The 26,429-nt window shown below is 62.6% G+C and carries 23 protein-coding genes; 6 read left to right on the forward strand and 17 right to left on the reverse strand.

Going from position 1 to position 26,429, the window contains the following annotated elements; all coding sequences use genetic code 11:
- Window positions 1–269: 269 nt before the first annotated feature.
- On the reverse strand, window positions 270–1,826 hold the full coding sequence (locus ACGYK4_RS13340) for an MHYT domain-containing protein (protein ID WP_394456934.1): 1,557 nt from the start codon (window positions 1,824–1,826) through the stop codon (window positions 270–272).
- A 421-nt stretch (window positions 1,827–2,247) separates the two neighbouring features.
- On the opposite strand from ACGYK4_RS13340, the gene ACGYK4_RS13345 reads away from it, so the two are divergent.
- On the forward strand, window positions 2,248–4,053 hold the full coding sequence (locus ACGYK4_RS13345; RefSeq protein ID WP_394456935.1) for a histidine kinase N-terminal 7TM domain-containing protein: 1,806 nt from the start codon (window positions 2,248–2,250) through the stop codon (window positions 4,051–4,053).
- Between the two features lie 15 nt (window positions 4,054–4,068).
- On the opposite strand, the gene ACGYK4_RS13350 is transcribed toward ACGYK4_RS13345, so the two are convergent.
- Both ACGYK4_RS13350 and ACGYK4_RS13355 read right to left on the reverse strand, forming a co-directional pair.
- Window positions 4,069–4,776, reverse strand: coding sequence for an SDR family oxidoreductase (locus ACGYK4_RS13350; protein WP_394456937.1), 708 nt, complete (start codon window positions 4,774–4,776; stop codon window positions 4,069–4,071).
- 67 nt (window positions 4,777–4,843) lie between these two features.
- A complete protein-coding gene (locus ACGYK4_RS13355) occupies window positions 4,844–5,563 on the reverse strand; it encodes a LuxR family transcriptional regulator (RefSeq protein ID WP_168612790.1) in 720 nt (239 codons plus the stop codon).
- Window positions 5,564–6,184: 621 nt separating this feature from the next.
- Here ACGYK4_RS13355 and ACGYK4_RS13360 point away from each other — a divergent pair.
- The 3 genes from ACGYK4_RS13360 to arsJ are packed head-to-tail and all read left to right on the forward strand — an operon-like array spanning window position 6,185 to window position 9,281.
- Window positions 6,185–7,027: a helix-turn-helix domain-containing protein gene (locus ACGYK4_RS13360; RefSeq protein ID WP_394456939.1), complete on the forward strand. Its 843-nt coding sequence runs from the start codon at window positions 6,185–6,187 to the stop codon at window positions 7,025–7,027.
- Entirely contained in the window at window positions 7,024–8,022 is a 999-nt protein-coding gene (locus ACGYK4_RS13365) for an ArsJ-associated glyceraldehyde-3-phosphate dehydrogenase (RefSeq protein WP_394456940.1), read from the forward strand. The genes ACGYK4_RS13360 and ACGYK4_RS13365 overlap by 4 nt, the downstream gene beginning before the upstream one ends.
- Complete coding sequence (arsJ, locus tag ACGYK4_RS13370; protein ID WP_394456942.1) at window positions 8,019–9,281, forward strand: organoarsenical effux MFS transporter ArsJ; 1,263 nt, start codon at window positions 8,019–8,021, stop codon at window positions 9,279–9,281. The genes ACGYK4_RS13365 and arsJ overlap by 4 nt, the downstream gene beginning before the upstream one ends.
- A gap of 3 nt (window positions 9,282–9,284) precedes the next feature.
- Here the strand turns inward: arsJ and ACGYK4_RS13375 are convergent, their stop codons facing one another.
- The 12 genes from ACGYK4_RS13375 to ACGYK4_RS13430 all read right to left on the reverse strand — a co-directional run bounded on the left by ACGYK4_RS13375 (window position 9,285) and on the right by ACGYK4_RS13430 (window position 23,712).
- Window positions 9,285–10,790: a mannitol dehydrogenase family protein gene (locus ACGYK4_RS13375; protein ID WP_394431908.1), complete on the reverse strand. Its 1,506-nt coding sequence runs from the start codon at window positions 10,788–10,790 to the stop codon at window positions 9,285–9,287.
- Between the two features lie 72 nt (window positions 10,791–10,862).
- Complete coding sequence (locus ACGYK4_RS13380) at window positions 10,863–11,867, reverse strand: ABC transporter ATP-binding protein (RefSeq protein ID WP_136720470.1); 1,005 nt, start codon at window positions 11,865–11,867, stop codon at window positions 10,863–10,865.
- A 15-nt stretch (window positions 11,868–11,882) separates the two neighbouring features.
- Window positions 11,883–12,713, reverse strand: a complete 831-nt coding sequence (locus tag ACGYK4_RS13385) for a carbohydrate ABC transporter permease (RefSeq protein WP_394456944.1) — start codon at window positions 12,711–12,713, stop codon at window positions 11,883–11,885.
- Between the two features lie 12 nt (window positions 12,714–12,725).
- Entirely contained in the window at window positions 12,726–13,592 is an 867-nt protein-coding gene (locus tag ACGYK4_RS13390) for a carbohydrate ABC transporter permease (protein WP_136720472.1), read from the reverse strand.
- A 118-nt stretch (window positions 13,593–13,710) separates the two neighbouring features.
- Window positions 13,711–15,015 carry an ABC transporter substrate-binding protein gene (locus tag ACGYK4_RS13395; RefSeq protein ID WP_394418959.1) on the reverse strand — a complete coding sequence of 435 codons (1,305 nt, stop codon included), beginning with the start codon at window positions 15,013–15,015 and terminating at the stop codon, window positions 13,711–13,713.
- Window positions 15,016–15,130: 115 nt separating this feature from the next.
- Window positions 15,131–16,162 carry a LacI family DNA-binding transcriptional regulator gene (locus tag ACGYK4_RS13400; RefSeq protein ID WP_394450558.1) on the reverse strand — a complete coding sequence of 344 codons (1,032 nt, stop codon included), beginning with the start codon at window positions 16,160–16,162 and terminating at the stop codon, window positions 15,131–15,133.
- A 148-nt stretch (window positions 16,163–16,310) separates the two neighbouring features.
- Window positions 16,311–16,964, reverse strand: a complete 654-nt coding sequence (eda, locus tag ACGYK4_RS13405) for a bifunctional 4-hydroxy-2-oxoglutarate aldolase/2-dehydro-3-deoxy-phosphogluconate aldolase (RefSeq protein WP_394456946.1) — start codon at window positions 16,962–16,964, stop codon at window positions 16,311–16,313.
- A 3-nt stretch (window positions 16,965–16,967) separates the two neighbouring features.
- Window positions 16,968–18,776: a phosphogluconate dehydratase gene (edd, locus tag ACGYK4_RS13410; protein WP_394456948.1), complete on the reverse strand. Its 1,809-nt coding sequence runs from the start codon at window positions 18,774–18,776 to the stop codon at window positions 16,968–16,970.
- Window positions 18,773–20,236, reverse strand: a complete 1,464-nt coding sequence (gene zwf / locus ACGYK4_RS13415) for a glucose-6-phosphate dehydrogenase (RefSeq protein ID WP_394456950.1) — start codon at window positions 20,234–20,236, stop codon at window positions 18,773–18,775. Before zwf ends, edd begins: the two co-directional genes overlap by 4 nt.
- Window positions 20,237–20,385: 149 nt before the next feature.
- Window positions 20,386–21,312: a carbohydrate kinase gene (locus tag ACGYK4_RS13420; RefSeq protein WP_394456951.1), complete on the reverse strand. Its 927-nt coding sequence runs from the start codon at window positions 21,310–21,312 to the stop codon at window positions 20,386–20,388.
- Between the two features lie 3 nt (window positions 21,313–21,315).
- A complete protein-coding gene (locus tag ACGYK4_RS13425) occupies window positions 21,316–22,443 on the reverse strand; it encodes an ROK family protein (RefSeq protein WP_394432090.1) in 1,128 nt (375 codons plus the stop codon).
- Window positions 22,444–22,641: 198 nt separating this feature from the next.
- On the reverse strand, window positions 22,642–23,712 hold the full coding sequence (locus ACGYK4_RS13430; RefSeq protein WP_394456953.1) for an alcohol dehydrogenase family protein: 1,071 nt from the start codon (window positions 23,710–23,712) through the stop codon (window positions 22,642–22,644).
- Between the two features lie 88 nt (window positions 23,713–23,800).
- Here ACGYK4_RS13430 and ACGYK4_RS13435 point away from each other — a divergent pair, with 88 nt between their 5' ends.
- Both ACGYK4_RS13435 and ACGYK4_RS13440 read left to right on the forward strand, forming a co-directional pair.
- Window positions 23,801–24,334: a TetR/AcrR family transcriptional regulator gene (locus ACGYK4_RS13435; protein WP_394456955.1), complete on the forward strand. Its 534-nt coding sequence runs from the start codon at window positions 23,801–23,803 to the stop codon at window positions 24,332–24,334.
- An 18-nt stretch (window positions 24,335–24,352) separates the two neighbouring features.
- Window positions 24,353–25,288: a DMT family transporter gene (locus tag ACGYK4_RS13440; protein ID WP_394456956.1), complete on the forward strand. Its 936-nt coding sequence runs from the start codon at window positions 24,353–24,355 to the stop codon at window positions 25,286–25,288.
- Between the two features lie 13 nt (window positions 25,289–25,301).
- On the opposite strand, the gene ACGYK4_RS13445 is transcribed toward ACGYK4_RS13440, so the two are convergent.
- Both ACGYK4_RS13445 and ACGYK4_RS13450 read right to left on the reverse strand, forming a co-directional pair.
- On the reverse strand, window positions 25,302–26,261 hold the full coding sequence (locus ACGYK4_RS13445; protein ID WP_394456958.1) for a 2-hydroxyacid dehydrogenase: 960 nt from the start codon (window positions 26,259–26,261) through the stop codon (window positions 25,302–25,304).
- Between the two features lie 3 nt (window positions 26,262–26,264).
- Window positions 26,265–26,426 carry a hypothetical protein gene (locus ACGYK4_RS13450; RefSeq protein WP_169306085.1) on the reverse strand — a complete coding sequence of 54 codons (162 nt, stop codon included), beginning with the start codon at window positions 26,424–26,426 and terminating at the stop codon, window positions 26,265–26,267.
- Window positions 26,427–26,429 lie beyond the last annotated feature (3 nt).

Raw genomic sequence — 26,429 nt, forward strand, 5'->3', positions numbered from 1 at the left:
CTTCAATCTCTCTGGCCACCATATCCCCTTAACTTTGAACAGAAAAGCTCAGCCTCCTTGATATAAGTTAAGCAGCGATATGGCGGCGCGCCGCAGCAAATGATGGACCGCTCAATTATTCGGCAAGCTAAGAACTCAGGTAATGAATGACGCGCATAAATGGCGCGTCTTTTTACGATTGGCGCTTTTGCGCCTCTATTCACGCCGCAGCACCCTGAGGCGTGCCAATTGAATTAAGACTGCGCGCATTCGCTTACTCGACGGCGTATTCAGAGGGAGAGGCCCCGCCCCGAATTGGGAAAGGGCCGATCACGCGGCCACAAGCGCTTCCTCTGCCGCGATTTCCGAGGCGCAGAGGGGCAGATCGACGGTGAACTTCGTCTAATGCCAACGGTGCTCTCTACGCGGATGTCCCCCTCATGTGCAGCGGCGAGTTTTTTGCTGATCGCAAGGCCAAGACCAGTGCCGCCATCAGCGCTTTTGCTGGCTGTTTCCGCTTGAATGAAGGCTTGGAAAATCCGCTGCAAATCCTCTGCCGGCATCCCGCAACCGTTGTCTTCGACCTCAAGTCGGCATGTATCGCCGACCCGCTTGGCGCGCATGCGAATGCTGGAGGCCGAGGAGAACTTCAGCGCGTTGCCCAAGAGATTGATCAGGATCTGCTTGCAGCGCCCGCGGTCGGCGAAAACGTCGAACTCGTCATATTCGATTTCCAGCATCGCCTGTTTCTCCTTGGCCAGTCCCTGAAATTGCTCTGCCAATTCGGCCAGCAAATCGCCCGCCGCAAAAGAGGTTCTGTTGAGCTTCACGGAATTCAATTCAATGCTCGTATAGTCGAGAAGTTCGTTGATAATGGTCAACAGATGGTCGCCCGCGGATTTGATACGCCCGCCGTAGCGCTCTGTCTGGTCGCCCAACTCATCGAAATGCACCTTTGAGATCGGCTCGTTCGGCTTCAGCTTGGCCATGGTATGGCCTTTGAGGTTGGTCAGGAAGCTGGCATAGCCGTTGATGATGGTCAGCGGCGTGCGCAGTTCATGGCTCAGCACACTCATGAACTCCGACTTGGCGCGGCTGGCATCGCGGGCCTCATCCCGCGCTTGGCGCAGCTCGACGATATTCTCCATCCGGGTGCGGTTTTCGATGAAATAGGTGAACAGCCCACCCATCACGATCATCGCAGCCGTTCCCGCGATGACCATCGCCAGCAACCTGAACTCATCCGGGTTGCTATGGCCGGTCAAACAGGTCGGCGTCACATGAAAGGCGGCCATGCCGGTGAAATGCAGCCCGATGATCGCCAGCGCAAAGCTGCCCGTCATCTTGCCCGTGGCGTATTTCCCGTTTTGCGCACCAAAGAACAGAGCCACGGTCGATAGCACCATGGCCAGCAGGACCGATGCGACGAGATAGGTCTTGTCCCAAAAGATGACCCCCTCGATCCGATAGGCGACCATCCCGGTGTAATGCATGGCCGAGATCGATAGCCCCAAGATCACCCCGCCAATCACGGTGGTGACCCGCCTGCGGAACATCCCCGCGATCAAAATGCCGACCGTAGAGCCGATAATCGCGATCAACAGCGACACGAAGGTTAGCCCGAAATCAAAGCTTACCGGCGCGTCAGGCTGATAGGCCAACATAGCGATGAAATGCGTGCACCAGATGGCGATGCCCGAGGTCACGGCGGTCAGGAAATACCAAAGTAACGCCTGCCGCGGCTTCTGTTTGAGCGCATGCCGGTAAAGGTTTGCGATTACCCAGCTGCCGAATACGCACAAGAGCGCGGCAAGCAAGACCAGCATCATATCATGGTCAGAGTGCATAGAATGAGCCACTGTCAGCATTATTAAACCTCAAGATAATGAGGCAAGTGTTGCGCAAGGATTGCGTCGAAACAGTGTTCGAGTGCGTTCTTTTTGGCGGTAATTCCCTCTGGCAAAACCGCGGGCGGGACCTGATTGCGCCGGATGCCCCCATACCGTCTTTGAACAAGCATCCGGCGAAATGCCGCTACGCGCTGCTGCCTTCGACTGTACCGCGAACCCTGTTCTCAGCGCCCTTCGCCCCCCCCCTTTCGCAGAGGCAACCGGGCCGCCTTGCACGCATGATCAACGGTACTTGCGGCCCCAAATCACATCCAAGGGTTGCACTTGCTGGCCATAATACGCCACTACAGCGCCAAACTTGCGCCGCATTTTAATGCTGGTCTGCGCACATTCATTTTTGATCATAGGTACTTCCGCCATGCTAACGTGTTTTCAAGGGCTGATGCTGGACCCGGTCTATTGGACCGTGCTCGCCGTTAGTACGATCGCCGCGGCTGTCGCCTTCTGGACGCTCAAGTTCCAAGAGTTCCATGGCAAAATTTACTATGCGCTCACCTTTTTGGGGATGATCTGGACCCTGATGATGGTCGGGGCCGAAGCTGCAACGCCCGCCTACGCCTGCCAGATGCAACAGGCGCAGCTTGCGTGGCTGGGGCATGGGCTGGTGCCGGTGGCGTGGTCTTTCTTTATCTTCGAATATGTCGGCCCCTCCAGCCGGTCGCGCGGGTGGGTGAGCCTTCTGGCCCTGATTGCCGTGCCGCTTGCGGCCTTCGGCCTTGCCGCGACGAACGATTGGCACCACCTGATCTATACCACCGAAACCGCACTTCAGCCGGGCGACGATCAGATCACCTTTGAACATGGGCCGGGGTATTTCCTCGTTCTTGCCCTGCTCTATTGCTTTGTGATGGCGACGCTCATCTGGCTGGGCCGGGCGTTCTTTCGCGCGAAACGGGCCGCTTGGCCGCTGCTGACGATGCTGGTGGTGATCACGCTGATCCCATTGGGCGCGAACGCGGCCTATGCGCTGCTTGGTTTTACTGTCGTCGGCCTTGATCCGACCGCCTTCATGTTCACCTTGGGCATCTTCGCCTTTTCGTGGTTGCTGGTCACGAACAAGACGATGGACATGCCCTCGGTCGGGCAATCGACCCTGTTTGACACGATGAGCGAACCGCTGATCCTTTTGGACGCGCGGCGCCGCGTCATCCGCTCAAACGCCGCGGCCAAGCGCAGCGGGCTTCTGTCCGATCCGACATTGGGCGACGATCTGATCGCGGGGATCGAAGCGCAAATGGCGCAGAACGGCTCGGCCCATATCACCTGTAACGAACGGCTGTATGAGCCGCGTGTTCAACCCATCGAAAACCCCCTCGCCCCCGCGGGCCCGGCCATCGGCTGGAGCGTTACTTTCGTCGATGTCACCGAGCGGATCGCCACCACCACGGCGCTAGAGCACGCGTTGAAAGAGGCGGATGAGGCGAACCGCGCCAAAGATGAATTCATCTCAGTCGTCAGCCATGAGCTGCGCACGCCGCTGACCTCTCTGAAAGGCGGCTTGGCACTGGCCCTCAGCGGCAAGCTAGGAGAGATCAAAGGCCCGCTACGCTCCTCGCTCGACATTGCCCATCGCAACGGGGTGCGCCTGTCGCGGTTGGTCGATAATATCCTGCTGGTGCAAAAGCTTGAGGTGCAGGCGCTCTCGCTCGAATGGCTGCCCGTCGATCTGCCCGCCCTGCTGCGCGAAAGCATCGAAGAAAACCGCATGTATGCCCATGAGCGCGGCGTGCGGCTGGATATCGGCAGCGTCGGCCAGCCCGCCGTGGTCTTGGGCGATGCCTTTGCCATCCGGCAGGTGGTCGACAACCTGATCTCGAACGCAGTGAAATTCTCGAATGTAGGGGACACGGTGGAGGGCACGCTGACCACCAACAACGGCCGCGTGCGGGTCTCGATCCGCGATCATGGGCGCGGCATTCCCGAGGGGATGGAGGAAAAGGTTTTTGGCCGTTTCGGGCAGCTTGACGACGACGGGCAGAAATCGACCCAAGGCTCCGGCCTCGGCCTGCATATCTCCCGCCAACTGGCGCGGCAGATGGCGGGGGATCTGTTTTACGAAAGCGAGGTCGGCCTCGGATCGACCTTCCACGTCGAATTCGGCATCGGGGCCGAGGCAGAGACCGCCCAGCAAGCGGCCCCAAGCGCGTTGCAAAGCACCGACTAAGCCCCGCGCCCGCGCTTAAAGTTCGATACGGATATCGTGGATCCACAGTTTCGGCGGACGGGACAGGACAAAGACCACCACATCGGCCAGATCATCCGGCTCGGTGAAAATATGGTTCGGCACGTCCTCTCCGGCCTTGGCGAACATGCCGGTGTTGGTGCCCGACTGATACAGCCCGCCCACCCGCACGCCGGTGCTTTCCTCATCCGCCTTCAGCACTTCGGTAAAGCCGCGCACGCCGTATTTCGTGGCCGTATAGACCGACTGGCCCGCCTGAGCCACGACACCGGATTTTGAGACGACGTTGAGGATGATCGCCTCGTCATTGTCGCGCAGCGCGGGCAGCGTGGCCTGTGTCATCTGCATCAGGCCGGTCAGGTTCGTCTGCACCGTGGCCTGCACCATCTCGGGCGCAATGGTGTCGAGCGGACCTGCCTTGTGCCAGATCCCTGCGTTGTTGATCAGGATGTCCAAGCCGCCAAAACGGTCCACCACCTGCGCGGCGGTCTGGTCGATCGCCGAAGGGTCTTGCAGATCGCAGGTCAGCCCCACCGCCTCCGCCGCGCCGGCGGCTTCGCAGGCTTCGGCCACGGCCTGAAGACGTGTCTCATCCCGGCCCAGAATGGCCAGCCGCGCACCCGCCTCCGCCAATTTCAGAGAGATGTGGCGCCCGATCCCGTCGCTGCCGCCGGTGACCAAAATACGTTTGTCGCGCAGTTCCATATCGCTCTCCTATGTTGCAGGCGGCTTACCGCGCGGCGAAGCCGGCGCCAAGCCCTGCCCCGCCCGGTCAGATCGTGATGATCTGGGCCCGGATCGCCTTGGCCACCGCATGGGTCTTGTTGGTCACGTCCAGCTTGGCGCAGGCGTTATACAGATGATGGTTCACCGTGCTGGCCGCCACCGTCATGATCTGCGCCGTCTCCCATGCCGTTTTGCCCACCGCGGCCCATTTCAGCACTTCCTTTTCACGGTTGCTCAGCCGTGGCCCCGGCGCGGCGGGGGCGATATCCGCTACCATATCGCTTTGGATCAGACAGCCCAGATAGATCGCATCGGCGATGATCCCGCGCTTGTACTTGCGCCATTCGTGAATGCGCAGGTCAGAGTTCAGCGTCAGCACCGCTTTGCCATGTGCGTGGTCCCGAATGGGGATCGACACACCGTTCTGGCGCACGCCGAACTCCATCGCCTCGCCAAAGAAATTGCGCGTGGTCCGGTCGACCTTGGGCAGCTCGCTCCAATCCACCGGCAGGGTACCTTCGAGGGATTTGTCGACCACCGGGTCGATCAGATGGTAGTTTTCCTCTTGGTAGCGCGTCAGCCAAGCGGGATCATAGGTTGAGTGAATGACCGGATCGCTGCCACTGGCGCCGGTCTTGTGAAATCCCAGATAGGACAGGTTGTTCAGCCCCATATCCTGCGCCAAGACCTGCAACATCTCGGCGGGTTTGATGTCGGGGCGCTGTTCTTTCAATAGGAGGTAGCGGTCGGAAAGCGGTGTCACCATAGGGCGGCGTTCAAAAGCTCATGTGATTAAAAACTGAGCATTCAGTTAGGGCACCTCAACCAGTGAGGGAACATGCCCGCCGTCGAATGATTTCTCGGAATAGGGGAAACGGGCCGAAACGTTGCAATTTTGTCCCGATGACCAAGGGTCAAGCGAAAGGGCCGCCCGACGAAAGGTCGGCACGTCCGCCTGCCCGCGAAGCGGTGCAGAACATAAAGGGGCCCCCGCCCGAAAACCAATGCGCCCCTTACAAAAACACGATCGTCCAACACAGCGGACAGGGGCGCGGCTTCCGAAAGCGGGGACCGAAACAGAGCCAAATGGCAGGCCCTGTCAAAAGGTCGCGTCAGCCTGAGCGCGCATCTTATGTCTGACGGCCATTCAGCACAGCTGCAAACTCGGATAGCAAGATTCGCGCCGTCGATCTTCAAGCATTTGTTATAGTTTGATTAAATTTCCGGCGCATCTTGACTGCGCGCGCCGGGGCGCATCTGTAAAGCTGGTAATATTTATAGGTTTCGATGAATCGCCGCGGATAGGGGCGATACGGGCGCAGCCGATTTGGCGCTGTTACAAAAACTTCACTGGCGCAAAGCTGATTAATTCTGTAATTCATGAATTATGGAACAAGTGATCCCCATCCGTCTCGCCACCCTCGGCCATCCGCAGCGCCTCGCGCTGTTTCGGCTGCTCATGCGCCGCTACCCCGACAGGGTGCCCGCGACCGAACTGGCGCAGGCCCTCGGCCTCAAGCCCAACACCCTCTCGACCTATATCGGCGCGCTGATGCAGGCGGGGTTGGTGAGCCAAGAACGGCAGGGCACATCCCTGCGCTATGCGATCGATATCGAGGCCGCTCGGGACACCATCGGCTACCTACTGAACGACTGCTGCCGTGGCCGGCCCGAAATTTGCCTCCCCCTCGCCTCTTCAGATGGAAACGCCCCCATGACCGACGACAAGTTCAACGTCCTGTTCATCTGCACCGGCAATTCCGCCCGGTCGATCTTTGCCGAAAGCATCCTACGCGACCTCGCAGGGGACCGGTTCAACGTCTATTCGGCAGGCACCCGCCCGCAGTCTGAGCTGAACCCTTTCGCCGTCGAAGTGCTCAAGCAAAAGGGCCATGACGTGACCCACCTCAGGTCAAAACATATCTCTGAGTTTCAGGCCGCGGATGCGCCGGCCTTCGACTTCGTCTTTACCGTCTGCAATCAGGCCGCCAATGAGGAATGCCCCACATGGCCGGGCCAGCCGATCACGGCGCATTGGGGGCTGCCCGACCCGGTCAAGGTCGAAGGCTCCGACGCGGAAAAGAGCCTCGCCTTCCAGCAGGCCTATGGCACCCTGCGCAACCGGATGCTGGGCTTTACCAGCCTACCGCTTACCTCGCTCGACCGTATCTCGCTGCAAAAGGCGCTGGATGACGCTGGCCAAACCGACAAAGAAGGAACTTCCGCATGACCACCTACGCGATCAACGGCCTTGGCCGTATCGGCAAGCTCGCCCTGAAACCGCTGCTGGAACAGGGGGCCGAGATTGCATGGATCAACGATGCGGTGGGCGACCCGGAAATGCACGCGCATCTGCTGGAATTCGACACGGTGCACGGGCGCTGGCAGGCCGATTTCGCCCATGACGCCGACAGCGTGAGCATCAACGGCACCCGCCTGCCCTTCATCGGCACGCGTGACCTCAGCGCGCTGCCGCTCGACGGGGTGGATGTGGTGATCGACTGTACCGGCGTCTTCAAGACCGAGGCGAAGCTCGCCCCCTATTTCGAAGCCGGGGTGAAGAAGGTGGTGATCTCGGCTCCGGTAAAAGACGTGGATGCGGCCAATATCGTCTATGGCGTCAATGACGATGTCTATGATCCCGCACGGCACCGGATCGTCACGGCGGCAAGCTGCACGACCAACTGCCTCGCCCCGGTGGTGAAGGTCATCCATGAGGCGCTGCGGATCAAACATGGCTCCATCACCACGATCCACGATGTGACCAACACACAAACCATCGTCGACCGCCCCGCCAAAGACCTGCGCCGCGCCCGTTCGGCCCTGAACTCCCTGATCCCGACGACCACGGGGAGCGCCACGGCGATCACCCTGATCTACCCCGAGCTTAAAGGCCGGTTGAACGGCCATGCGGTGCGGGTGCCGCTGCTGAACGCCTCGCTGACTGACTGTGTCTTTGAGGTGGAGCGGGAGACGACCGTGGAAGAGGTGAACGCCCTGTTCAAGGCCGCGGCCGAAGGAGAGTTGAAAGACATCCTTGGCTATGAGGAGCGCCCGCTGGTCTCGACCGATTACACCAATGATACGCGGTCCAGCATCGTCGATGCGCCCTCCACCATGGTGGTGAACGGGACGCAGGTGAAAATTTATGCGTGGTACGACAATGAGATGGGCTATGCCCACCGTCTGGTCGATGTGGCGCTGATGGTCGGGGCAAGCCTGTGAGCCAAAGCGTGACCCGCCCCGAGGGGCTCTCGGCCTATATCGCGGTCACGGCGGCCTATTGGGCCTTCATGCTGACCGATGGCGCGTTGCGCATGTTGGTGTTGCTGCATTTCCACCGGCTTGGCTTTTCGCCGGTGCAACTGGCCTATCTTTTTGTGCTGTATGAGATCGCGGGCATCATTACCAACCTCTGCGCGGGCTGGATCGCGGCGCGCTTCGGGCTCGCCTCGACGCTCTATGCCGGGCTGGGGTTGCAGATCGTGGCGCTGCTGGCGCTGGCACAGCTTGACCCCACATGGGCGGTTGGCGCCTCGGTCGTTTTCGTCATGCTGGTGCAAGGTGCCAGCGGCGTGGCCAAGGATTTGGCCAAGATGTCGTCGAAATCCGCCGTCAAACTGCTCGCCCCGGCTGAGGATGGCGGGCTGTTTCGCTGGGTGGCGCTGCTGACCGGCTCCAAGAACATGGTCAAGGGTTTGGGCTTTCTGCTCGGCGCGGCTTTGCTGGCGACGCTTGGCTTTGTCTGGGCGGTGCTCGGGATGGCCGCGATCCTTGCGCTGATCTTGCTCGCCGTGCTGACCGCCATGCCGCCCGGCCTGCCCAAGGGCCGCAAAGGAGCGAAGTTCTCGGAAGTCTTCTCAAAATCCGCCAATGTGAACTGGCTGAGCGCGGCGCGGGTGTTCCTCTTCGGCGCGCGGGACGTGTGGTTCGTGGTGGGCATCCCGATCTATTTCTACGCGGTCCTCTCGGATGGCACGGAGGAAAGCAACCGCGCGGCCTTTTTCATGATCGGCACCTTTATGGCGGTCTGGGTGATCCTCTACGGGCTGGTGCAAATCTACGCCCCACGCCTGCTCCGCGCGAAATCCCGCCCGGCAGGAGACCTGATCTCAGCCGCGAAGGGCTGGGCGTGGTCGCTTGCCGCCGTGCCTGCGGCGCTGACGCTGGCGGCGCTGTTCAGCGACGGGCCGCAGGGCTGGCTTACCGTGACGCTTGTGATCGGCCTCTTGGCCTTTGGCGCGGTCTTTGCGGTGAACTCATCACTGCATTCCTATCTCATCCTCTCTTTCACCAAGGCTGAGCGGGTGACGATGGATGTGGGGTTTTACTACATGGCCAATGCCGCCGGGCGGCTCTTGGGCACGCTGATGTCGGGGCTGAGCTATCAGATCGGCGGCTTGCCCCTGATGCTGGGCGCGGCGGCGATCATGGTGGCCCTGTCGGCGCTGCTGGTCGGGTTCTTGAAACCCGACCAGAGTTAACCCTTAGCCCACCTTGCTGGCGCGACCGTTGTTCTCATCAGCCTGCGTATAGGCGCTCATCGCCGCGACTGCGCCTGCGTCCCAGATGAGCGAGAGCCAAGCGACAAAAGCATCGCGGAACGCCTCGGCCTGCGCCAGATCACCGTAGAGGCGCTCTTGCTCAAGCCATGCTTCGGGCCGTTCCCGCGCGGCCTGCGCCACGGTTTTCAACTCGTCCCAGATCGGATCGTTGGCCACGATTTCGCTGCCATCTTCCCGCGTGCCCGCACACATCCGCGCCCAAAGCGCTTCGACCAAGGCCAAACCACTGACTGAACGCCCCGCCGCCAGTTGATCCCGCAGGATCGGCAGCACGAAACCGGTGTGCCGCGCCGAGCCGTCAAAGGCGACGCGGCGGGTGGTGTCGACGATGCGCGGGTTCGAGAAGCGCTGTTCGATCAGATCGAGATAGGCCAGCGGTGTCATGCCGGGCACCGGGGCGACCGTCTGGGTGATCTCTTCGGCCTGCACGCGGTGGAACATCGCGCGGATCGCCGGATGCGCCATAGTGCCGGAAATCGTCTCAATCCCCAGCACCTCACCGACATTGGCCAAGACCTGATGGCCCGCGTTGAGGATGCGGATCTTCATCTTCTCATAGGCGTGCACCTCGTCCGAGAAGGTCGCCCCTACCTGATCCCAATCCGGGCGGCCCGCGCAGAAGTCGTCCTCGATCACCCATTGGCGGAAGGCTTCATGGGTGACGGGGGCCGCGTCGTTCACGCCGAACTCCCGCGCCTGTGCGATCTCGGCGGGGCCGGTGGCCGGGGCGATGCAATCGACCATGGAGTTGGGGAAACTGGCGTTTGCCTCGATCCAATCGGCCAGCGCCGGGTCGGACATGCGCGCCAGCGACACGACCGCTTGGCGCAGGATATCGCCATTGCCTTGCAGATTGTCACAGCTCAGCCCCGTGAACGGCCCCTGCCCCGCATCGCGGCGCAGCCGCAGGGCCGCGACGATGGCCCCAAAGGCGGTGCGCGGGGTTTCGGGATGGGCCGCGTCATGGACGATATCCGCGTGGGCCGCGTCGAACCCCTTGCTGACTGGGTCGATGTAATAGCCGCTTTCCGTGACCGTCAGCCCGACGATGCGAATGGCCGGATCGGCCATGGCGCGGATCAGGGCACCGTTGCCTTCTTCGATCGGCAGGTAGTCGATCATCGACCCCACAACCTCGGCCGAGGTCTGCGCGGGGTCGAGTTCGATCAACGTCGTCAAACAGTCCTGCGCCAAGAGCTTCTCGCGCATGGCCGCATCATAGGGGCGCACGCCCGCGCCGAGGATCGCCCAGTCATGCGCTTGGCCGCTCTGCATCAAACGATGCAGATACCACGCCTGATGCGCGCGGTGGAAATTGCCCACGCCGATATGCACGATGCCGGGGGTCAGGGCGCTGCGGTCATAGCTGGGGTGGGCGATGTCAAGATCACCCAGCGTCGCGTTCGAGAGGTCTACCAGTTTATCCATGATCCACATCCTTAAAGGGCCGCGCACCGGGGCAAGGGTACGGGGGTCGGCCTGTCATTCCTGCCGCTTGCATTACTCGACCCGAAGGCCCTGCGCGTCGAACCGGTGCAGCTTGTCCGCCTGTGGGGTCAGGAAAATCCGGTCCCCATGTCGGACCGACAACTCGCCATCCACGCGCACGGTCATCGGGTCGCAGCCCGCTACGCCATGGACGTGCAAGAAGGTGTCGGAGCCCAGATGCTCGGCCACGCCGATCGTGCCTTCCCAAGCGCCCTCGGTGGTGGAGACGTCGAAATGCTCGGGCCGGATGCCGATCGTCGGCGCGCCACGCGCTTCGGCTTCGGCGCCCTTGATCAGGTTCATCTTGGGCGAGCCGATGAAGCCCGCGACGAATTCGTTGCGCGGCTTGTAATAAAGCTCAAGCGGGGAGCCGACCTGTTCGATATGGCCCGCCCGCAGCACGACGATCTTGTCGGCCATGGTCATCGCTTCGACCTGATCGTGGGTGACGTAGATCATCGTCGTGGCCAGCCGCTTGTGCAGCTCGCTGATTTCAAGCCGCATGCCCACCCGCAGCGCGGCGTCGAGGTTCGACAGCGGCTCGTCGAAAAGGAAAGCCGAAGGTTCGCGCACGATGGCACGGCCAATCGCGACCCGCTGGCGCTGGCCGCCAGACAGTTGGCCCGGACGGCGGTCAAGATAGTCGGTGAGGTTCAGCGCCTTGGCCGCAGCTTCGATCCGGCGCTGCTGTTCATCCGCCGGAACGCCCGCCATCTTCATCGGAAAGGCGATGTTCTTGCGCACCGACATATGCGGATAAAGCGCGTAGGATTGGAACACCATCGCCAGCCCCCGTTTCGCGGGTGGCACGTTAGTCGCATCGGTGCCGTCGATCTCGATATGGCCCGAGGTGATGTCCTCCAGCCCGGCGATCAGCCGCAGCAGGGTCGATTTCCCGCAGCCCGAAGGGCCGACAAAGACCGTGAACTCGCCATCTTCGATGGTCAGATCAAGGGGCGGAATGACTTCCACATCGCCGAAGCTTTTGGAAACCTGATTGAGTTTGATTTGTCCCATGTGACTGTCCCTTGCTTACTTGACCGCGCCGAAAGTCAGGCCGCTGACGAGTTGTTTCTGGCTGAACCAGCCGAGGATGAGGATTGGCGCGATGGCCATGGTGGAGGCCGCGCTGAGCTTGGCGTAGAAGAGGCCCTCGGGGCTGGAATAGCTCGCGATGAAGGCGGTGAGCGGCGCGGCCTTGGCCGCGGTGAGGTTGAGCGTCCAGAAGGCTTCGTTCCATGCGAGGATGAAGTTCAACAGCAGGGTGGAGGCAATGCCGGGGATCGCCATGGGGGTGAGGACGTAAAGCACCTCTTCGCGCAGACTTGCCCCATCCATCCGTGCCGCTTCCAAAATCTCACCGGGGATTTCGCGGAAGTAGGTGTAGAGCATCCAGACGATGATCGGCAGGTTGATGAGCATTAGGATGATGACCAGTGCGATCTTGCTGTCGAGCACGCCAAACTGGATGCAGAGCAGATAGATCGGGTAGAGCACGCCCACCGCGGGGAGCATCTTGGTCGAAAGCATCCAGAGCAGGATATCCTTGGTCCGCTTGCCGGGGACGAAGGCCATCGACCATGCGGCAGGCACCGCGATCATGATGCCAAGGATGGTCGAGCCGCCCGCGATGACGATGGAGTTCCACAGGAAGCGCCCGTAGTTCGACCGCTCCAGAACCGCCTCGTAATTCGCCAGCGTCCAGTCGAAGCCGAGGAAGATTGGCGGGTCGGCTATGGCCTGTGCTTCGGTCTTGAAGCTGGTGAGGATGGTCCAAAGGATGGGGAAGAAGATCAGGAAACCAATGCCCCAAGCGAGGGCCGTGTTGACGATCTTGCGTTGCCTTGTGACTGCGCGTGCCATGATGTCTCCTCCTCAGGCGTCCAGGTTCTTGCCGACGATGCGCATCAGGAAGATGGCGACGATATTGGCGAGAATGATTGCATAGACACCGCCCGCCGATCCGAGGCCGATGTTTTGGCTTTCCAGCACGCGCTGGAAGATGAGATAGGTCAGTGTTTTGGTGCCAAAGGCCCCGCCCGTGGTCACGAAAATCTCCGCGAAGATCGACAAGAGAAAGATCGTCTGGATCAGGATCACCACGGTGATCGCGCGGCCCAGATGCGGCAGGGTGATATAGGCGAAACGTTTGGTCACCGGCGCGCCGTCCATCTCGGCGGCGTCAAGCTGCTCGCGGTCGAGCGACTGGATCGCGGTGAGCAGGATCAGCGTCGCGAAGGGCAGCCATTGCCAGGATACGATGATGATGATCGACGACAGCGAAGCTTGGCTCATCCATTGCACCGGGGTGGCGCCAAAGAACTCCCACAGATGCGCGAAGAGACCATAGTTCGGGTCCATGAACATGTTCTTCCACACCAGCGCCGATACGGTGGGCATGACGAAGAAGGGCGCGATGACAAGGATGCGGACAAAGCCCTGACCCCACATCGGCTGGTTCAGCAGAAGGGCAAGTAGGATGCCGAGGCAGACCGTGATCGCCAGCACACCACCGACGATGATCAGCGTGGTCATCACCGAGGGCCAGAAAGAGCTGGAGGTGACGAAGCGCACATAGTTGTCGAAGCCGACCCAACCCAGATCACCGCCGCGCATCGGCAGGTATTTCTTGAAAGAGAAATAGAGCGTCATGGTCAGCGGGATGAGCATCCATCCAAGCAGCAAGACCACCGCCGGGGCCATCATCAGGCGTGCCGCTGATCGGGAATGTTGGGTAGCCATCGGGCACATCTCCTCTGCCGGCGGCGAATGCCGCGTTTAGGTGAAGGGTATCATATCGGGTGGTGGGGCGGAAAAGGGCGGCGGTGTTCGCCGCCCTTTGAGCCGTGGAAGCGGCGGCTTAACGGTAGCCAGCAGCTTCCATTGCGTCGTTGGTCAGGTCCTGTGCCTTCTCAAGTGCCTCTTCGACGGTCTGCTGACCGGCATAGGCGGCAGAGAACTCTTGGCTCACGTCGGTCGCGATGCCTGCAAACTCGGGGATCGCGGCGAATTGCACACCAACGTAAGGTGTCGGATCGACGGTGGAGTTCTCAGGATCGGCCGAGAGGATCGAGTCGAGCGTCATCTGCGCGAAGGGCACTTTCTGGTACTCGGGGTTCTCGTAAAGCGACTTGCGCGCACCGGGAGGGACGTTCGCCCAGCCTTCGTTCTCGGCGACCATCTCAATATAATCTTTCGAGGTGGCCCATTCGATGAACTCCTTTGCGGCGTCTTCTTTCTGGGTGCCCGCCGGGATTGCCAGCGCCCATGCCCAGAGCCAGTTGGAGCGTTTGCCAAGGCCCGTGTCCGGTGCCAGCGCAAAGCCAACCTTGTCGGCGACGGTGGAATCCTCGGGGTTGGTCACGAAGGAGGCCGCCACGGTGGCGTCGATCCACATGCCGCATTTGCCCTGCTGGAACAGCGAAAGGTTCTCGTTGAAACCGTTGGAGGCATAGCCCGCCGGGCCGCTTTCATCCATCAGGTCTTTGTAGAAGTTAATCGTGTTGGCCCATGCCTCGGTGTCGAACTGGGCGTTCCAGTCTTCGTCGAACCAGCGTGCGCCAAAGGAGTTGGACATCGCCGTGATCAGCGCACCGCCCTCGCCCCAACCGGCCTTGCCGCGCAAACAGATGCCATTGATGTCGTTGTCGCGATCGGTCATGGCGGCGGCGGCTTCGCGGATAAATTCCCATGTCGGGTCTTTCGGCATTTCCATGCCGGCTTTTTCCATCAGATCGGTGCGGTACATGATCATGGAGCTTTCGCCGTAGAACGGTGCCGCATAAAGCGTGCCGTCGTGGCTCAGGCCACCGGCCATGGCGGGCAGGATATCGTCTGCGTCGTATTCTTCGCTGAGGTCATCCAGCGGCACCAGCCAGCCGTTCGCGCCCCAGATCGGCGTCTCATACATGCCGATGGTCATGATGTCGAAAGAGCCACCCTTGGTCGAGATGTCGGTGGTGACGCGCTGGCGCAGCACGTTCTCTTCCAAGGTGACCCACTCCACTTCGTGGCCGGTCTCTTCGGTGAATTTGTCGGTGTAACCTTGCATGCGGATCATGTCGCCGTTGTTCACGGTGGCGATGGTGATCGTCTCGGCAACCGCGCCGCCCGCCATGATCAGGCCCAGAGCCGTCGCAGCGTAAAGTGATTTATCGCAGAACATCGATAGTTCCTCCCTCTATAGATGATGCACCGAGACTAACGACCTACGCAACGCGCAGTCAAATTAAATTTTACGCGCGATAATTATTTTATGAGCAACTTGCGAACTCAATGGCTTAGGCCGAGGCGCGCATCACCAGTTTGCCGTCAAACAGCGTCTCTTCGCGTTCGGTCAGTCGGGTTTCGCTTTCGATAATACGGAAAAGCGTACTGGCTGCACGATTCGCGATGGCACCGTAATCCTGCGCGATGGTGGTCAATGGCGGGCAGGTATAACGCGAGAATGGGTGGTCGTCCTGCCCCGCGATCCGCATGGCGCAATCCTTGCCATGCCCCACGCGCAGCCCCATCTCATAGGCCGCCGAGAGCATCCCGATGGCAAGACGGTCGTTCGAGCAAAGCACGGTATCCGTCTCGAAGGCCCCCGCCGAGATCAGCTTGCCACCCTCGGTCGCGCCGATCTCTTCAAAGTTCCAGCCCTCCCCCGGCACCTGATGGATGTGCGGGGCAAAGCCGTGCCGCTCCATCGCTTCCAGATAGGCTTGGCGGCGCTTATTGGCGTTGGGGTTGCTGGGGGTCTTCATCTCGAAAAAACAGGGCGGCTCACCGCTGCGGCAGAGGTATTCGACGATCAAATCAACGCTTTGGAAGTTGTCGGTGCCGACGAAAGCCTCGCAAACCCCTTCGACATTGGCGTCAAAGGCCACCACTGGCACGTCCTTGCAAAAGCGCGCGATCTCGTCGCGGTCCGAGGCTTTGCCGAAGGGCGCCAGCAGCACGCCCGCCGGTTTCAGCGCCCGAAGCGAGTCGAGATTGGCCCGCTCCTGCTCCGGGTTGCCGTGCGAGCTGAGCAAGATCGGGCTATAGCCCTCGGCCAGACAGGCCAGTTCCACCTCGCGGCCAATCTCGGAAAAGAACGGGTCGGCAAGGTTGGGCACGACCACGCCGATGTTGCGGGTTTTGCGGCGGTTCTGGTTCACCGCATAGACGTTCGGGCGATAGTCATACTGGCTCAGCGCGGCTTCAATCCGCTCCCGGGTCGAGCGCCGCACGCTGTCGGCATCGTTAAAGTACTTCGACAGGGTGGGCCGCGAAATGCCGCTCACGGCGGCAAACTCCTCCATATTGCGGATCTTCTGCTGGCCCATCTTAACCCTCCCTTGACGAAACGCTGCGCGCGTAAACTAAAGTCAATATAGAGATAAGTTCGCCCAGCCAGCAAGGGGCTGGTGGCGTCAGGCTTTCCGCGGCCCTTTGGGGCGCAACGGAAAGCCTGCGCCCGGCCCTCTTCCGGGGTTAACCGGCCTTGCCCAATTGCGCTGCGGCGCGGGCCAGCGCTTCGATGCCCGCCCAGTCCCCGGTATCGATCAGCTTCTTCGGCGCGACCCAACTGCCGCCCGCGCAAAGCACATTTGGCAGGCTCAGGTAGCTTTCCGCATTGTCGGGGCTGACACCGCCCGTCGGGCAGAAGGTGATCTGCGGCAGGGGCGCGCCAATGGCCTTGAGCGCAGGCGCGCCACCCGAAGCTTCGGCGGGGAAGAACTTCAGCATGTCATAGCCGCGCGCGAACAACTGCATCGCCTCGCTCGCCGTGGCGGCGCCGGGCAAGAGGGGAAGCTCTTCCTCTTCGCAGGCCGCGATCAACGCATCGGTGGCACCGGGCGAGACGCCAAAGGTCGCCCCCGCCCGTTTCGCTGCACGCACATCTTCGGGGGTGACCAGCGTCCCCGCCCCCACGTGGCCGCCCGCGACCTCGGCCATGGCGGCAATCGCGTCGAGGGCGGCAGGGGTGCGCAGGGTCACTTCCAAAGCGGGCAGCCCGCCCGCGACCAGCGCCTCGGCCAAGGGGCGGGCGTCGGCGACATCTTCGATCACCAACACGGGCACGATCGGGGCAAGCGCACAGATTTCGCGGGTGCAACCGCTGGCGTCTTTTGCAGTAAGGGTCATGGATCAGCCTCCAAAAATGGTTGCGCCGGTGGTAGCAGAACCGACGGTGTCGCGGAACATAGCGAACAACTCGCGCCCCGTCCCGGCATGATAAGCAGAAAGATCAGCGGTGACGTTGGGGCGGTCGTCGAATTCTTCGGCCAGCACGTCGAGCGTCCCTGCCACGGCATCAACCCGCAGCAAATCGCCATCCTGCACCCGCGCGATGGGGCCACCGTCGACCGCCTCGGGGCTGACGTGGATCGCCGCAGGCACCTTGCCCGAAGCCCCCGACATGCGCCCATCGGTGACCAGCGCCACTTTCTGTCCGCGCCCCTGCAAGATCGACAGAAGCGGCGTCAGGCTGTGCAACTCGGGCATGCCGTTGGCCTTGGGCCCTTGGAAGCGGACGACGACGACCAGATCGCCGGTCAATTCGCCCGCCTTGAAGGCCGCCTTCACCTCGTTCTGATCCGCAAAGACTCGCGCCGGGGCTTCGATAACGTGATGTTCGGGCGCCACGGCAGAGACCTTCATACAGGCGGTGCCGAGCGACCCGGCCATGCGGCGCAGCCCGCCCGTGAGCTGGAATGGATCGCTGGCGGGGCGGAGGATTTTCTCGTTCAGGCTCTCGCCTGCGCCCGTCTCCCAAACCAGCCCCTCGGCCTTCAGCTTCGGCTCGGCGGTGTAATGCTCCAACCCCTGTCCGGCGACGGTCTGGGTGTCGGGGTGCAGATGGCCGGAGTTGAGCAATTCGCCGATCATATAGCCCAGCCCCCCGGCGGCGTGGAAATGGTTCACATCCGCCAGACCGTTGGGATAGACCCGCGCCAGCAGCGGCGTGACATCGGAGATGTCCGAGAAATCCTCCCAATCCAGAATGATCCCCCCGGCCCGCGCCATGGCGATAAGGTGGATCAGCAGGTTGGTCGACCCGCCCGTGGCGTTGAGCCCGACGATCCCGTTCACGAAGGCCTTTTCATCCAGAACCGAGGCGACGGGGGTGTAATCATTGCCCAAAGCGCTCAGCGCCAGCGCACGTTTCGCGCCTTCCTGGGTCAGCGCATCGCGCAAAGACCCGTTCGGCGACACAAAACTCGCCCCCGGCAGGTGTAGCCCCATGAACTCCATCAGCATCTGATTGGTGTTGGCGGTGCCGTAAAAGGTGCAGGTGCCCGGCCCGTGATAGGCGGCCATCTCGGCGGCCATCAGCGCGTCGCGCCCGACTTCGCCCGCGGCGAATTGCTGGCGCACCTTGGCCTTCTCATCATTCGACAGCCCGCTTTCCATCGGCCCGGCAGGCAGGAAGACGGCCGGCAGATGGCCGAAAGCCTGCGCTGCGATCACCAGCCCGGGCACGATCTTGTCGCAGACCCCAAGGAAAACCGCCGCGTCAAATGTGTTGTGGCTGAGCGCCACGGAAGCCGCCAAGGCGATCACATCACGCGAGAAAAGCGACAGTTCCATCCCCGCTTCGCCTTGGGTCACCCCGTCGCACATGGCGGGAACCCCGCCCGCGACCTGCGCAGTGCCGCCCGCCGCACGCACGGCGTCGCGGATCAGATCGGGGTAGCGCTCAAACGGCTGATGCGCCGAAAGCATGTCGTTATAGGTGGTCACGATCCCGAGGTTGCCCGCGCTGGTGGTCGCGAGCCGGTCCTTATCCGCGCCAGAGGCGGCATAGGCATGGGCCTGCCCGCTACAGGACAGATGCGCGCGGGCCGGACCCTTGGCGCGGGCGGCTTCCATCCGGTCGAGGTAGGGCCGCCGGGTCGCCTCGCTGCGGGCGATGATACGGTCGGTGACGCGGTCAATCGTGGAATGCAGGGTCATGTCTCGTCCTTTCGTGTGATCTCGCGCCAGCGGCGGCCGTCGCGGTGCATCAGCATCAGCGCCTCTTCGGGGCCGGAGCTGCCGGAGTCATAGGGGTACGGGGGTTGCCGGGTCTCTTCCCAGCCGTGAATGATCGGATCGGCCCAAGCCCACGCGGCTTCGACCTCGTCCCCGCGCATGAAAAGCGTCTGATCGCCGCGGATCACATCCATGATCAGCCGCTCATAGGCGTCTTGCGGGGTGCCCTGCTCGCCCAAAGCATCGGCAAAGGTCATATCCAGCGCCACTTCGGCCAGACGCATGCCGCCGGGGCCGGGGTCTTTGATGGTGTTGCGCAGGGTGATGCCCTCATCCGGTTGCAACCGGATGATCAGCGCGTTGCCCTTGTGGCCTTCCGTCGCGGGGAAGATCATATGCGGCGGGTCGCGGAAGATCACCGCGATCTCGGAACTGCGCCCGCGCAGCTTTTTGCCCGTGCGCAGGTAGAAGGGTGTGCCCGCCCACCGCCAATTGGCGATCCTCACCTTCATCGCGACAAAGCTTTCGGTGCGGCTGTCGGGGTCGCCCGCATGGTCGCGATAGCTGCCCGCGCCATTGGCGGCGCGGTACTGGCCCCGGGCGATATCCTTCTGCGCCACAGGCTCCAGCGCCTCAATCACCTTCACCTTCTCATCGCGCACCGCGTTGGGATCAAAGCGCGAGGGCGGCTCCATCGCCGTCAGACACAGCAGTTGCATCAGGTGGTTCTGCACCATGTCGCGCATGGCACCCGATTTATCGTAGTATTCGCCCCGCCCTTCGACACCGAGGCTCTCGGACACGGTGATCTGCACATGGTCGATATGGGTGGAATTCCACAGCGGCTCCCAAAGCGCATTGGCGAAACGCAGCGCCATGAGGTTCTGCACCGTCTCTTTGCCAAGGTAATGGTCGATCCGGTAAATCTGGCTTTCGTCGAAGTTGGCACGCAAGTCGGCGTTCAGCGCCTGCGCGGTTTCCAGATCATGGCCAAAGGGCTTTTCGACGACGATGCGGCTCTCGGCTGTGGCGATGCCGTGGTCATGCAGCTTGCCACCAATCGTGCCGAAGAGCGACGGCGAGACCGAGAGGTAGAAGGCCCGCACGACATCATCACGCATCAGGTCTTTGAGATCCGCCCAGCCGGCATCGCCAGAGGCATCCACGCGCACGTAATGCACCATGCCAAGGAACCGCTCCAAAGCGGCACCCTCTTGGGCCAGCTTGGGGGCGAACTCCAGCAGGCTGTCGCGGATCAACTTTCGAAAAGTGTCGGCATCAAGCTCGGAACGGGCCGCGCCGACAATCCGCGCGGCTTCCGGCATCTGGCCGACGGTGAAGCGGTGGAACAGACCGGGCAGAATCTTGCGCCGGGCAAGATCGCCGGTCGCGCCGAAAATAACGAGGTCGAAAGGATCAACGGGGATTACGCGCGATACCATGGGGTCAGCCCTCCTGCCTGCGCAGGTGCGCTATGGCACCCTGTTTTCGATTGCCCAAAGCCATCACCACCCCCTTCGCGCCCTCCTCCGGGCGGCCACTGGTAGCGCTAACATATTTGAGCGAAAAAGATAGGCGGTTCTTCAACATTTCATATTTCCTCTACCCAAGGCGGGTTCGCCCCGGCCCGCGAAACGGTCACGGCGGCAACCCGCGCGCCATAGGCCAGCGCTTCGGAAAGCACCTCTGGCGCAAGGGTGGCAAGCGCAGATTTATGCAATTGCCCAAGCTCGGACATCTTGGCCAGAACGCCTGCATTGAACGTGTCGCCCGCGCCGACCGTATCGACGATTTCGGCTTTGACGGCGGGCACTTGCACCTCTTCGCCATTCGCCAGATAGCCCGTCGCCCCCTCGCCCCCGCGGGTCAGAATGACAACCGATGGGCCCCTCTTTAGCAACTCGCCCACCTTGTCACGCAGCGACAGCGGCGCGGGGTTGATCCAGTTCAGATCCTCATCCGACACTTTCACGATATCCGACAGCGCCAGCATCCGGTCGAGCCTTTGACGATAACGTTCGATATCCTTGATGAAACCGGGGCGGATGTTGGGGTCGATCATCACCGCGCGGCCCTCGGCGTTGCGCGCCAGCAGATCGGCATAGGCGTCCGCTCCCGGCTCGCAGGCCAAACTGATCCCGCCAAAATACAGCGCCGAAACCTCGCTCGAAAGCGCAGGCATATCCTCCGGCGTGATCATGCGACCCGCCGAGTTTTCGTCGTAGAAATCATAAGTCGCATGGCCGCCCACCAGCCGCACGAAGGCCAGCGTCGTCGGACGGTCGGACAGGACAACATGCGACACATCCACATGGCTTGCCTTCAACCCGTCGACCAACTGCCGCCCGAACATGTCCGACGACAGGCCCGAGAGCATCCCCACCTGCGCGCCGAGCCGCCCCAATGCGATGGCCGTGTTGAACACCGCCCCGCCCGCATGGGGCACAAAGCCATCGGGGCCTGCCTTGGTCGGGGTCGGGATCATATCGATCAGGGCTTCTCCGCAGCAAAGGATCATCTGTCAGCCTTTCAAAAATGCGTCACGGTCGACGAGGAAACGGTCCGAAAGCGGCAGGCTCGCCGCGCCGAGCGCGCGGGCGTCGCTGCCGACGGTGCCTTCGCGCAATTCGGGAAGGGTGACGCCCGGGAGGGGCCGGGCGGCGAGGTGGCGGCGGGTGCGGGCGACCAATTCGGCACGAACCTCTGCGGGCACCGACCCGTCGATCATCACTGTGTCGAAATCAATCAAACATGTGGCGGCCCGGATCGCCTGCGCCAATGCCTCGGTCGTGCTGTCGAGCCATGGGTGCAAGATGTCGTCGCCAAAGCCCCAGGCCGCCGGATCGCTCCAAGGGGTGCGGCGGGTCTCTCCGGCCTTTTGCAAGGCGCCCTCCAAAGTCGCCAAAGAGGCCACATTGACCAATTGCCGCGCCGCATCCCCGGCCAACGGCATGGAGCCGAGCGCCCCGGCATTGCCGCTTTTGCCGGTGTAGAGCTTGCTGTCCAGCACCAGCCCGCCGCCGACGAAATAGCCGATGTAGAAATAGAGGAAATCACGCGGCTTGTCCTGCGCGCCAAAGACCAGTTCCGCGCCGCAGGCAGCAGAGGTGTCATTGCAGATATAGATCGGCAGATCGACCAGTTCCGCCAAAGCCACTCCGATATCAAAGGTCTGCCACGCGCTCAGATCGCCGCCCGCGACTTCCCATTCCCAGATGCCAAACGGCAGGGCCACGCCCAGCCCGGCCACCCGCGCCTGCTGCTCGACGGAGAGGGAGGCAAGCGCGTCCCGCAAAGCGCGCGCGGCAAAGGCCATGACCGCATCGGGCGTGGGATGGGCGTAGGTCTCGCTGCTGTGGCGGGTCACCTGCCCTTCGAAATCGGTCAGGATCAATTCGACGCTGCGCCGCCCGACCTTTAGCCCCAGAAAAAACGCGCCCTCGGCGTTCAGGCTGATCGGCACCGATGGCTGCCCCACCCGGCCCCGCACCCGCGCGCCTTTCTTCAGCAGACCCTCGGCTTCGAGGGCGCGCATGATGACGGATACGGTCTGCGCCGAGAGGCCCGTGAGCCGGGCAACCTCTGCCTTGGACGTCGGCCCGCTGCGCCGGATGAGCGACAGGACCAGCCGTTCGTTATAAGCCCGCATCCCGCTCTGGTTCGAGCCGCGCGCGGCGCGGTCGGCGACGGTCTGTAGCTGCTGCAAACTGGCCTCCCCCCGGTTCATGCGGCGTTTCACCGGAGAAATCCCAGATGGGAGGAGGTGAGTCAACGCTTAAATCAATCTGATTGACTTATTGCGCGCTGAAGGGCCGACCGCCCAAAGGCAAGCGGCCCGCTTTTGCGGTTAATCTGCGACAGTGATCCCAATTTTCCCCATATGGGACTTTTCGATGAAGGCCTCCTGCGCCTGCTTCAGATCGCGCAGCGCATAGGTTTCCGCCACGACAGGCCGGATTTCCCCGCGTTCGATATAGCCCACCAGATCGGCAAAAACGCTTGGCTCTTGCCGCGTGCTGCCCATCAGGGTCAGGTCCTTGAGGTAGAGCGTGCGCAGGTCCAACTCTACGATCGGCCCGGCAATCGCGCCCGAGGTCACATAGCGTCCGCGCGTCACAAGCGCGTCGAGCAGCTTGGGCCAACGCGCCCCGCCCACGAGGTCGAGCACCACATCATAAGCGTCCTGCGGCAACTCGGCATCTCGACCCAGCGTTTCATCCGCGCCAAGTGCCTTGAGCGCCTCCATCTTGCTAGGGCTGGTCACCGCCGTCACATGCGCGCCGCGCCGTTTCGCCAGTTGCACCGCCGCCGAGCCGACACCGCCAGAGGCACCGGTGATCAACACACGCTCTGCCCCCAAACCCGCGCGCTGGATCATGCCTTCGGCGGTCGAAAAGGCGCAGGGAAAGGAAGCGAGTTCGAGGTCCGTGAGGGGGCTGTCGACCCGCAGGGCATTGCTGGCCTCGGCGGTTGCATATTCCGCAAAACCGCCGTCCCGCTCCGATCCGAAGGTGACCAGATCGTCCGGCCCCGCGCCCGCCGGGCTGTACATGGGCCGGATCAAAACCCGCTCGCCGATGCGGCCTTGATCGACACCCGCGCCCACGGCCACGACCTCTCCGCAGCAATCGGCTCCTTGGATGCGCGGAAAGCTCAAAGCGCCAGCCCAGCCGCCATCGGCGTCCGACGCGCCGTCGTAGCCTTCGCTCGCCGCCGAACCAGTGTCGCCGCGCACCGCTTTGGAATACCAGCCCGTGCGCGTGTTCACATCCGTGTTGTTCACCGCCGCCGCGCCGACGCGGACCAGCACCTCCCCCGGGGCCGGCGTTGGCAGCGCGACATCCTCGCGCCACTCCAGCTTGTCCAAGCCGCCATGGCCGGTCAGCAGCATCGCTTTCATGGTCTTCGGTAGGGTCATCGCTCGGGCTCCTTCAGCGGCAGAATGGTCAAATGTAGAATGATTGCTCTACTTGCGTAGGTAGAGCGCCCCCTCTACATCGTCAAGTATGACAGATACCAAAAGCAAGATCGCCGCCGGGCTCGAACGTGCCTTTGCCACCCGCGGCTTTGCCGACCCCAGCGTCGAAGACCTGCGCGATGCGGCCGGGGTGAGCCTGCGCACGCTCTACAAATACACCCCCTCGCGCGCCGAAATGGTGCTGGCGGCACTGGAGAACCGGCAACAACGCTATCTGGCGCTGGTCTTCGCCGATCTGCCCGAGACCCCGACCAAGGCGCTTGAGGCAATTCTGACCCGCGTCGGGCAGTGGATGGAAACGGAAACCTCGCACGGCTGCCTGTTCCACGCCGCCGTCGCCGCCGATCCCGGCAGCGAAAAACTGCACGCCTTGCTCTCGCGCCATAAGGCCGAGGTCGCGGCCAAGGCCGCCGCAGCCGCCGATCTGCCGGGTGCGGAGACCGAGTTACTGTTGATCCTCGAAGGGCTCACACAGACTTGGCCGCTGCGCGGGGCGCAGGCCGTGACCGCCGCGCAGCATTTGGCCAAAACCCTGCTGCGCGATGCGCACCAGCACCAATGACATGCTAGGGACGTTTCCATGATGCAAGGCCACCGCTGGGGCGTGATCGCCATCCTTTTCGCCGCTGTGGTCTGGGGCACGACCGGCACCGCCGCCACCTTCGCCCCCGAGGTCAGCGCCGCAGCCATTGGTGCCGCTGCCATGGGGCTGGGCGGGATCGCACAGGCCCTCTGGGCCGGGCGGGGCATCCTGAACCAACGCAGTCGGCTCTGGCAACAGCGCCGCCTGCTGGTCATCGGCGCGCTGGCGGTGGCGGTCTATCCGCTGGCCTTTTACGGCGCGATGCGGCTGGCGGGGGTGACGGTGGGCACGGTCATCACCATCGGCTCCGCCCCGCTGCTTTCGGCGCTGATCGAATACCTGTTGGATGGCCGACGCCTGACCCTGCGCTGGTCCTTTGGCGCAGCGGTCGGGCTGATCGGCATGGGGCTGATCTACTTGGCCGAGGGCGATGCCCATAGCGGCGCGGTAAGCGCGCCTTCCATCCCTCTGGGCGTTTTGCTGGGTCTGATCGGCGGTTTCACCTACGCGCTTTATTCGTGGAGCGCGCGCCGGATGATGCTGCAAGGCACCGGCTCTGCCGTGGCCATGGGGGCGACCTTTGGGCTGGGCGGGCTCTTGCTGATGCCGGTGCTGGCGGTCTCGGGCGGGACGTTTCTGGCCTCTTGGACCAACGCCGCGGTGGGGCTCTATATGGCCGCCGTGCCGATGTTTCTGGGCTATATCGCCTTCGGCTACGGCCTTGCCCGGGTTGAGGCGAGCACGGCCACCGTGATCACCCTGTTCGAGCCGGTCGTCGCAGCGGTGCTGGCCGTGGTCATCGTGGGCGAACGCCTGCCCCCGCAGGGCTGGGTCGGCGTCGCGCTGGTGATCGGCTGTTTGGCCATCATCACCCTGCCCGCCCCGCGACGGCTGCGGCGGCACACACCTGCCCCGCCGCCACGCGCCACCTAGAGGACCGCTGCCGCTAAAGCTGATCCGGCGGCGTCTCGCCCCGGAAGAAATGGTCGAGATTGTCCAGCGCCTTGAAACCCATCGCATCACGGGTGGCCACGGTGGCGCTGCCGACATGGGGCATCATCATCACGTTATCATGGGCCGCAAAAGCCGGGTTGCCGCCCGGCTCGGTCACGAAGCAATCCAACCCCGCCGCGCCGACATGGCCCGAGGTGAGCGCGTCGAGCAGCGCCGCCTCATCCACCAGATTGCCCCGCGCGGTATTCACGATCACGCAGCCCTTGGGCAACCGCGCCAAGCGCGCGGCGTTCATGAGGCCCACCGTCTCAGACGTGGCGGGGCAGTGCAGCGAGAGAAAGTCCGAGACCGCCAGCAGGTCGTCCAACTCGGCGTGATAAGTCGCCCCTGCCTCCGCTTCGGGGTCCAGACGGCGGCGGTTGTGGTAATGTATTTCCATATCCAGCCCGCGCGCCTTGAGGGCAAAAGCCCGTCCAACGCCGCCCATCCCGATGATGCCAAGCCGCGCGCCGGAAAGCTGTTTGCCCACCAGCATCGCAGGCGACCACGACTGCCACTTCCCGCTGCGCACCAGCCGGTCCCCGGCAACCGCGTGACGGGCCGCCCCCAGCATCAACATCAGCGCCAGTTCCGCCGTGGCATCCGACAAAACGCCGGGCGTGTTCGTCACCACGATCCCCCGCGCCTTGAGGCTGGGCAGATCGCAGTGATCGACGCCCACGGAATGGTTCGCGATGATCTTGAGCCGGGGGTCGAGCCGGGCCACCACATCGGCGCTGAAATGTTCGGAATGGCAGGGGATCATACCATCGACCCGCGCGCTCATCGCGATGATGTCCTCGGCGCTGCCGGGCTTGTCGGCGGGGTCCCAGATCACCTCGTAATCCCGCCTCGCGCGGTCGAGTGTGGCCTCAGAGAGCTGCCGGGTGATCCAGATGACGGGTTTGCCCATGGCTCAGTCCCGATCTTTCCGGCTGGAGGTGAAAAAGTCATAGGCCACGAAGGCCAGCGTCACCGCGACGATGATGATCAGGTCGATGCTGGGCACCTCAACGGCGAGGATCAGCAAAAACACCGCAATCGCGGCAAAGGCGAGCAGGGCAAGTAGGCGGTTCATGGT

It is taken from the genome of Sulfitobacter sp. 1A13368 (genome assembly GCF_043557275.1).
GTDB lineage: Bacteria > Pseudomonadota > Alphaproteobacteria > Rhodobacterales > Rhodobacteraceae > Sulfitobacter > Sulfitobacter faviae.

Coding starts and splice junctions, on each gene's coding strand:
- ACGYK4_RS13450 (WP_169306085.1), bottom strand. CDS start 26,426: ATGAACCGCCTACTTGCCCTGCTCGCCTTTGCCGCGATTGCGGTGTTT.
- zwf (WP_394456950.1), bottom strand. CDS start 20,236: ATGGTATCGCGCGTAATCCCCGTTGATCCTTTCGACCTCGTTATTTTC.
- ACGYK4_RS13395 (WP_394418959.1), bottom strand. CDS start 15,015: ATGTTCTGCGATAAATCACTTTACGCTGCGACGGCTCTGGGCCTGATC.
- ACGYK4_RS13440 (WP_394456956.1), top strand. CDS start 24,353: ATGATGCAAGGCCACCGCTGGGGCGTGATCGCCATCCTTTTCGCCGCT.
- ACGYK4_RS13435 (WP_394456955.1), top strand. CDS start 23,801: ATGACAGATACCAAAAGCAAGATCGCCGCCGGGCTCGAACGTGCCTTT.
- ACGYK4_RS13425 (WP_394432090.1), bottom strand. CDS start 22,443: ATGCGGGCTTATAACGAACGGCTGGTCCTGTCGCTCATCCGGCGCAGC.
- ACGYK4_RS13355 (WP_168612790.1), bottom strand. CDS start 5,563: ATGGTGACACCGCTTTCCGACCGCTACCTCCTATTGAAAGAACAGCGC.
- ACGYK4_RS13350 (WP_394456937.1), bottom strand. CDS start 4,776: ATGGAACTGCGCGACAAACGTATTTTGGTCACCGGCGGCAGCGACGGG.
- ACGYK4_RS13340 (WP_394456934.1), bottom strand. CDS start 1,826: ATGCACTCTGACCATGATATGATGCTGGTCTTGCTTGCCGCGCTCTTG.
- ACGYK4_RS13345 (WP_394456935.1), top strand. CDS start 2,248: ATGCTAACGTGTTTTCAAGGGCTGATGCTGGACCCGGTCTATTGGACC.
- ACGYK4_RS13420 (WP_394456951.1), bottom strand. CDS start 21,312: ATGATCCTTTGCTGCGGAGAAGCCCTGATCGATATGATCCCGACCCCG.
- ACGYK4_RS13375 (WP_394431908.1), bottom strand. CDS start 10,790: ATGGATAAACTGGTAGACCTCTCGAACGCGACGCTGGGTGATCTTGAC.
- ACGYK4_RS13390 (WP_136720472.1), bottom strand. CDS start 13,592: ATGGCTACCCAACATTCCCGATCAGCGGCACGCCTGATGATGGCCCCG.
- ACGYK4_RS13430 (WP_394456953.1), bottom strand. CDS start 23,712: ATGACCCTACCGAAGACCATGAAAGCGATGCTGCTGACCGGCCATGGC.
- ACGYK4_RS13400 (WP_394450558.1), bottom strand. CDS start 16,162: ATGGGCCAGCAGAAGATCCGCAATATGGAGGAGTTTGCCGCCGTGAGC.
- edd (WP_394456948.1), bottom strand. CDS start 18,776: ATGACCCTGCATTCCACGATTGACCGCGTCACCGACCGTATCATCGCC.
- eda (WP_394456946.1), bottom strand. CDS start 16,964: ATGACCCTTACTGCAAAAGACGCCAGCGGTTGCACCCGCGAAATCTGT.
- ACGYK4_RS13360 (WP_394456939.1), top strand. CDS start 6,185: ATGGAACAAGTGATCCCCATCCGTCTCGCCACCCTCGGCCATCCGCAG.
- ACGYK4_RS13385 (WP_394456944.1), bottom strand. CDS start 12,713: ATGGCACGCGCAGTCACAAGGCAACGCAAGATCGTCAACACGGCCCTC.
- ACGYK4_RS13365 (WP_394456940.1), top strand. CDS start 7,024: ATGACCACCTACGCGATCAACGGCCTTGGCCGTATCGGCAAGCTCGCC.
- ACGYK4_RS13380 (WP_136720470.1), bottom strand. CDS start 11,867: ATGGGACAAATCAAACTCAATCAGGTTTCCAAAAGCTTCGGCGATGTG.
- ACGYK4_RS13445 (WP_394456958.1), bottom strand. CDS start 26,261: ATGGGCAAACCCGTCATCTGGATCACCCGGCAGCTCTCTGAGGCCACA.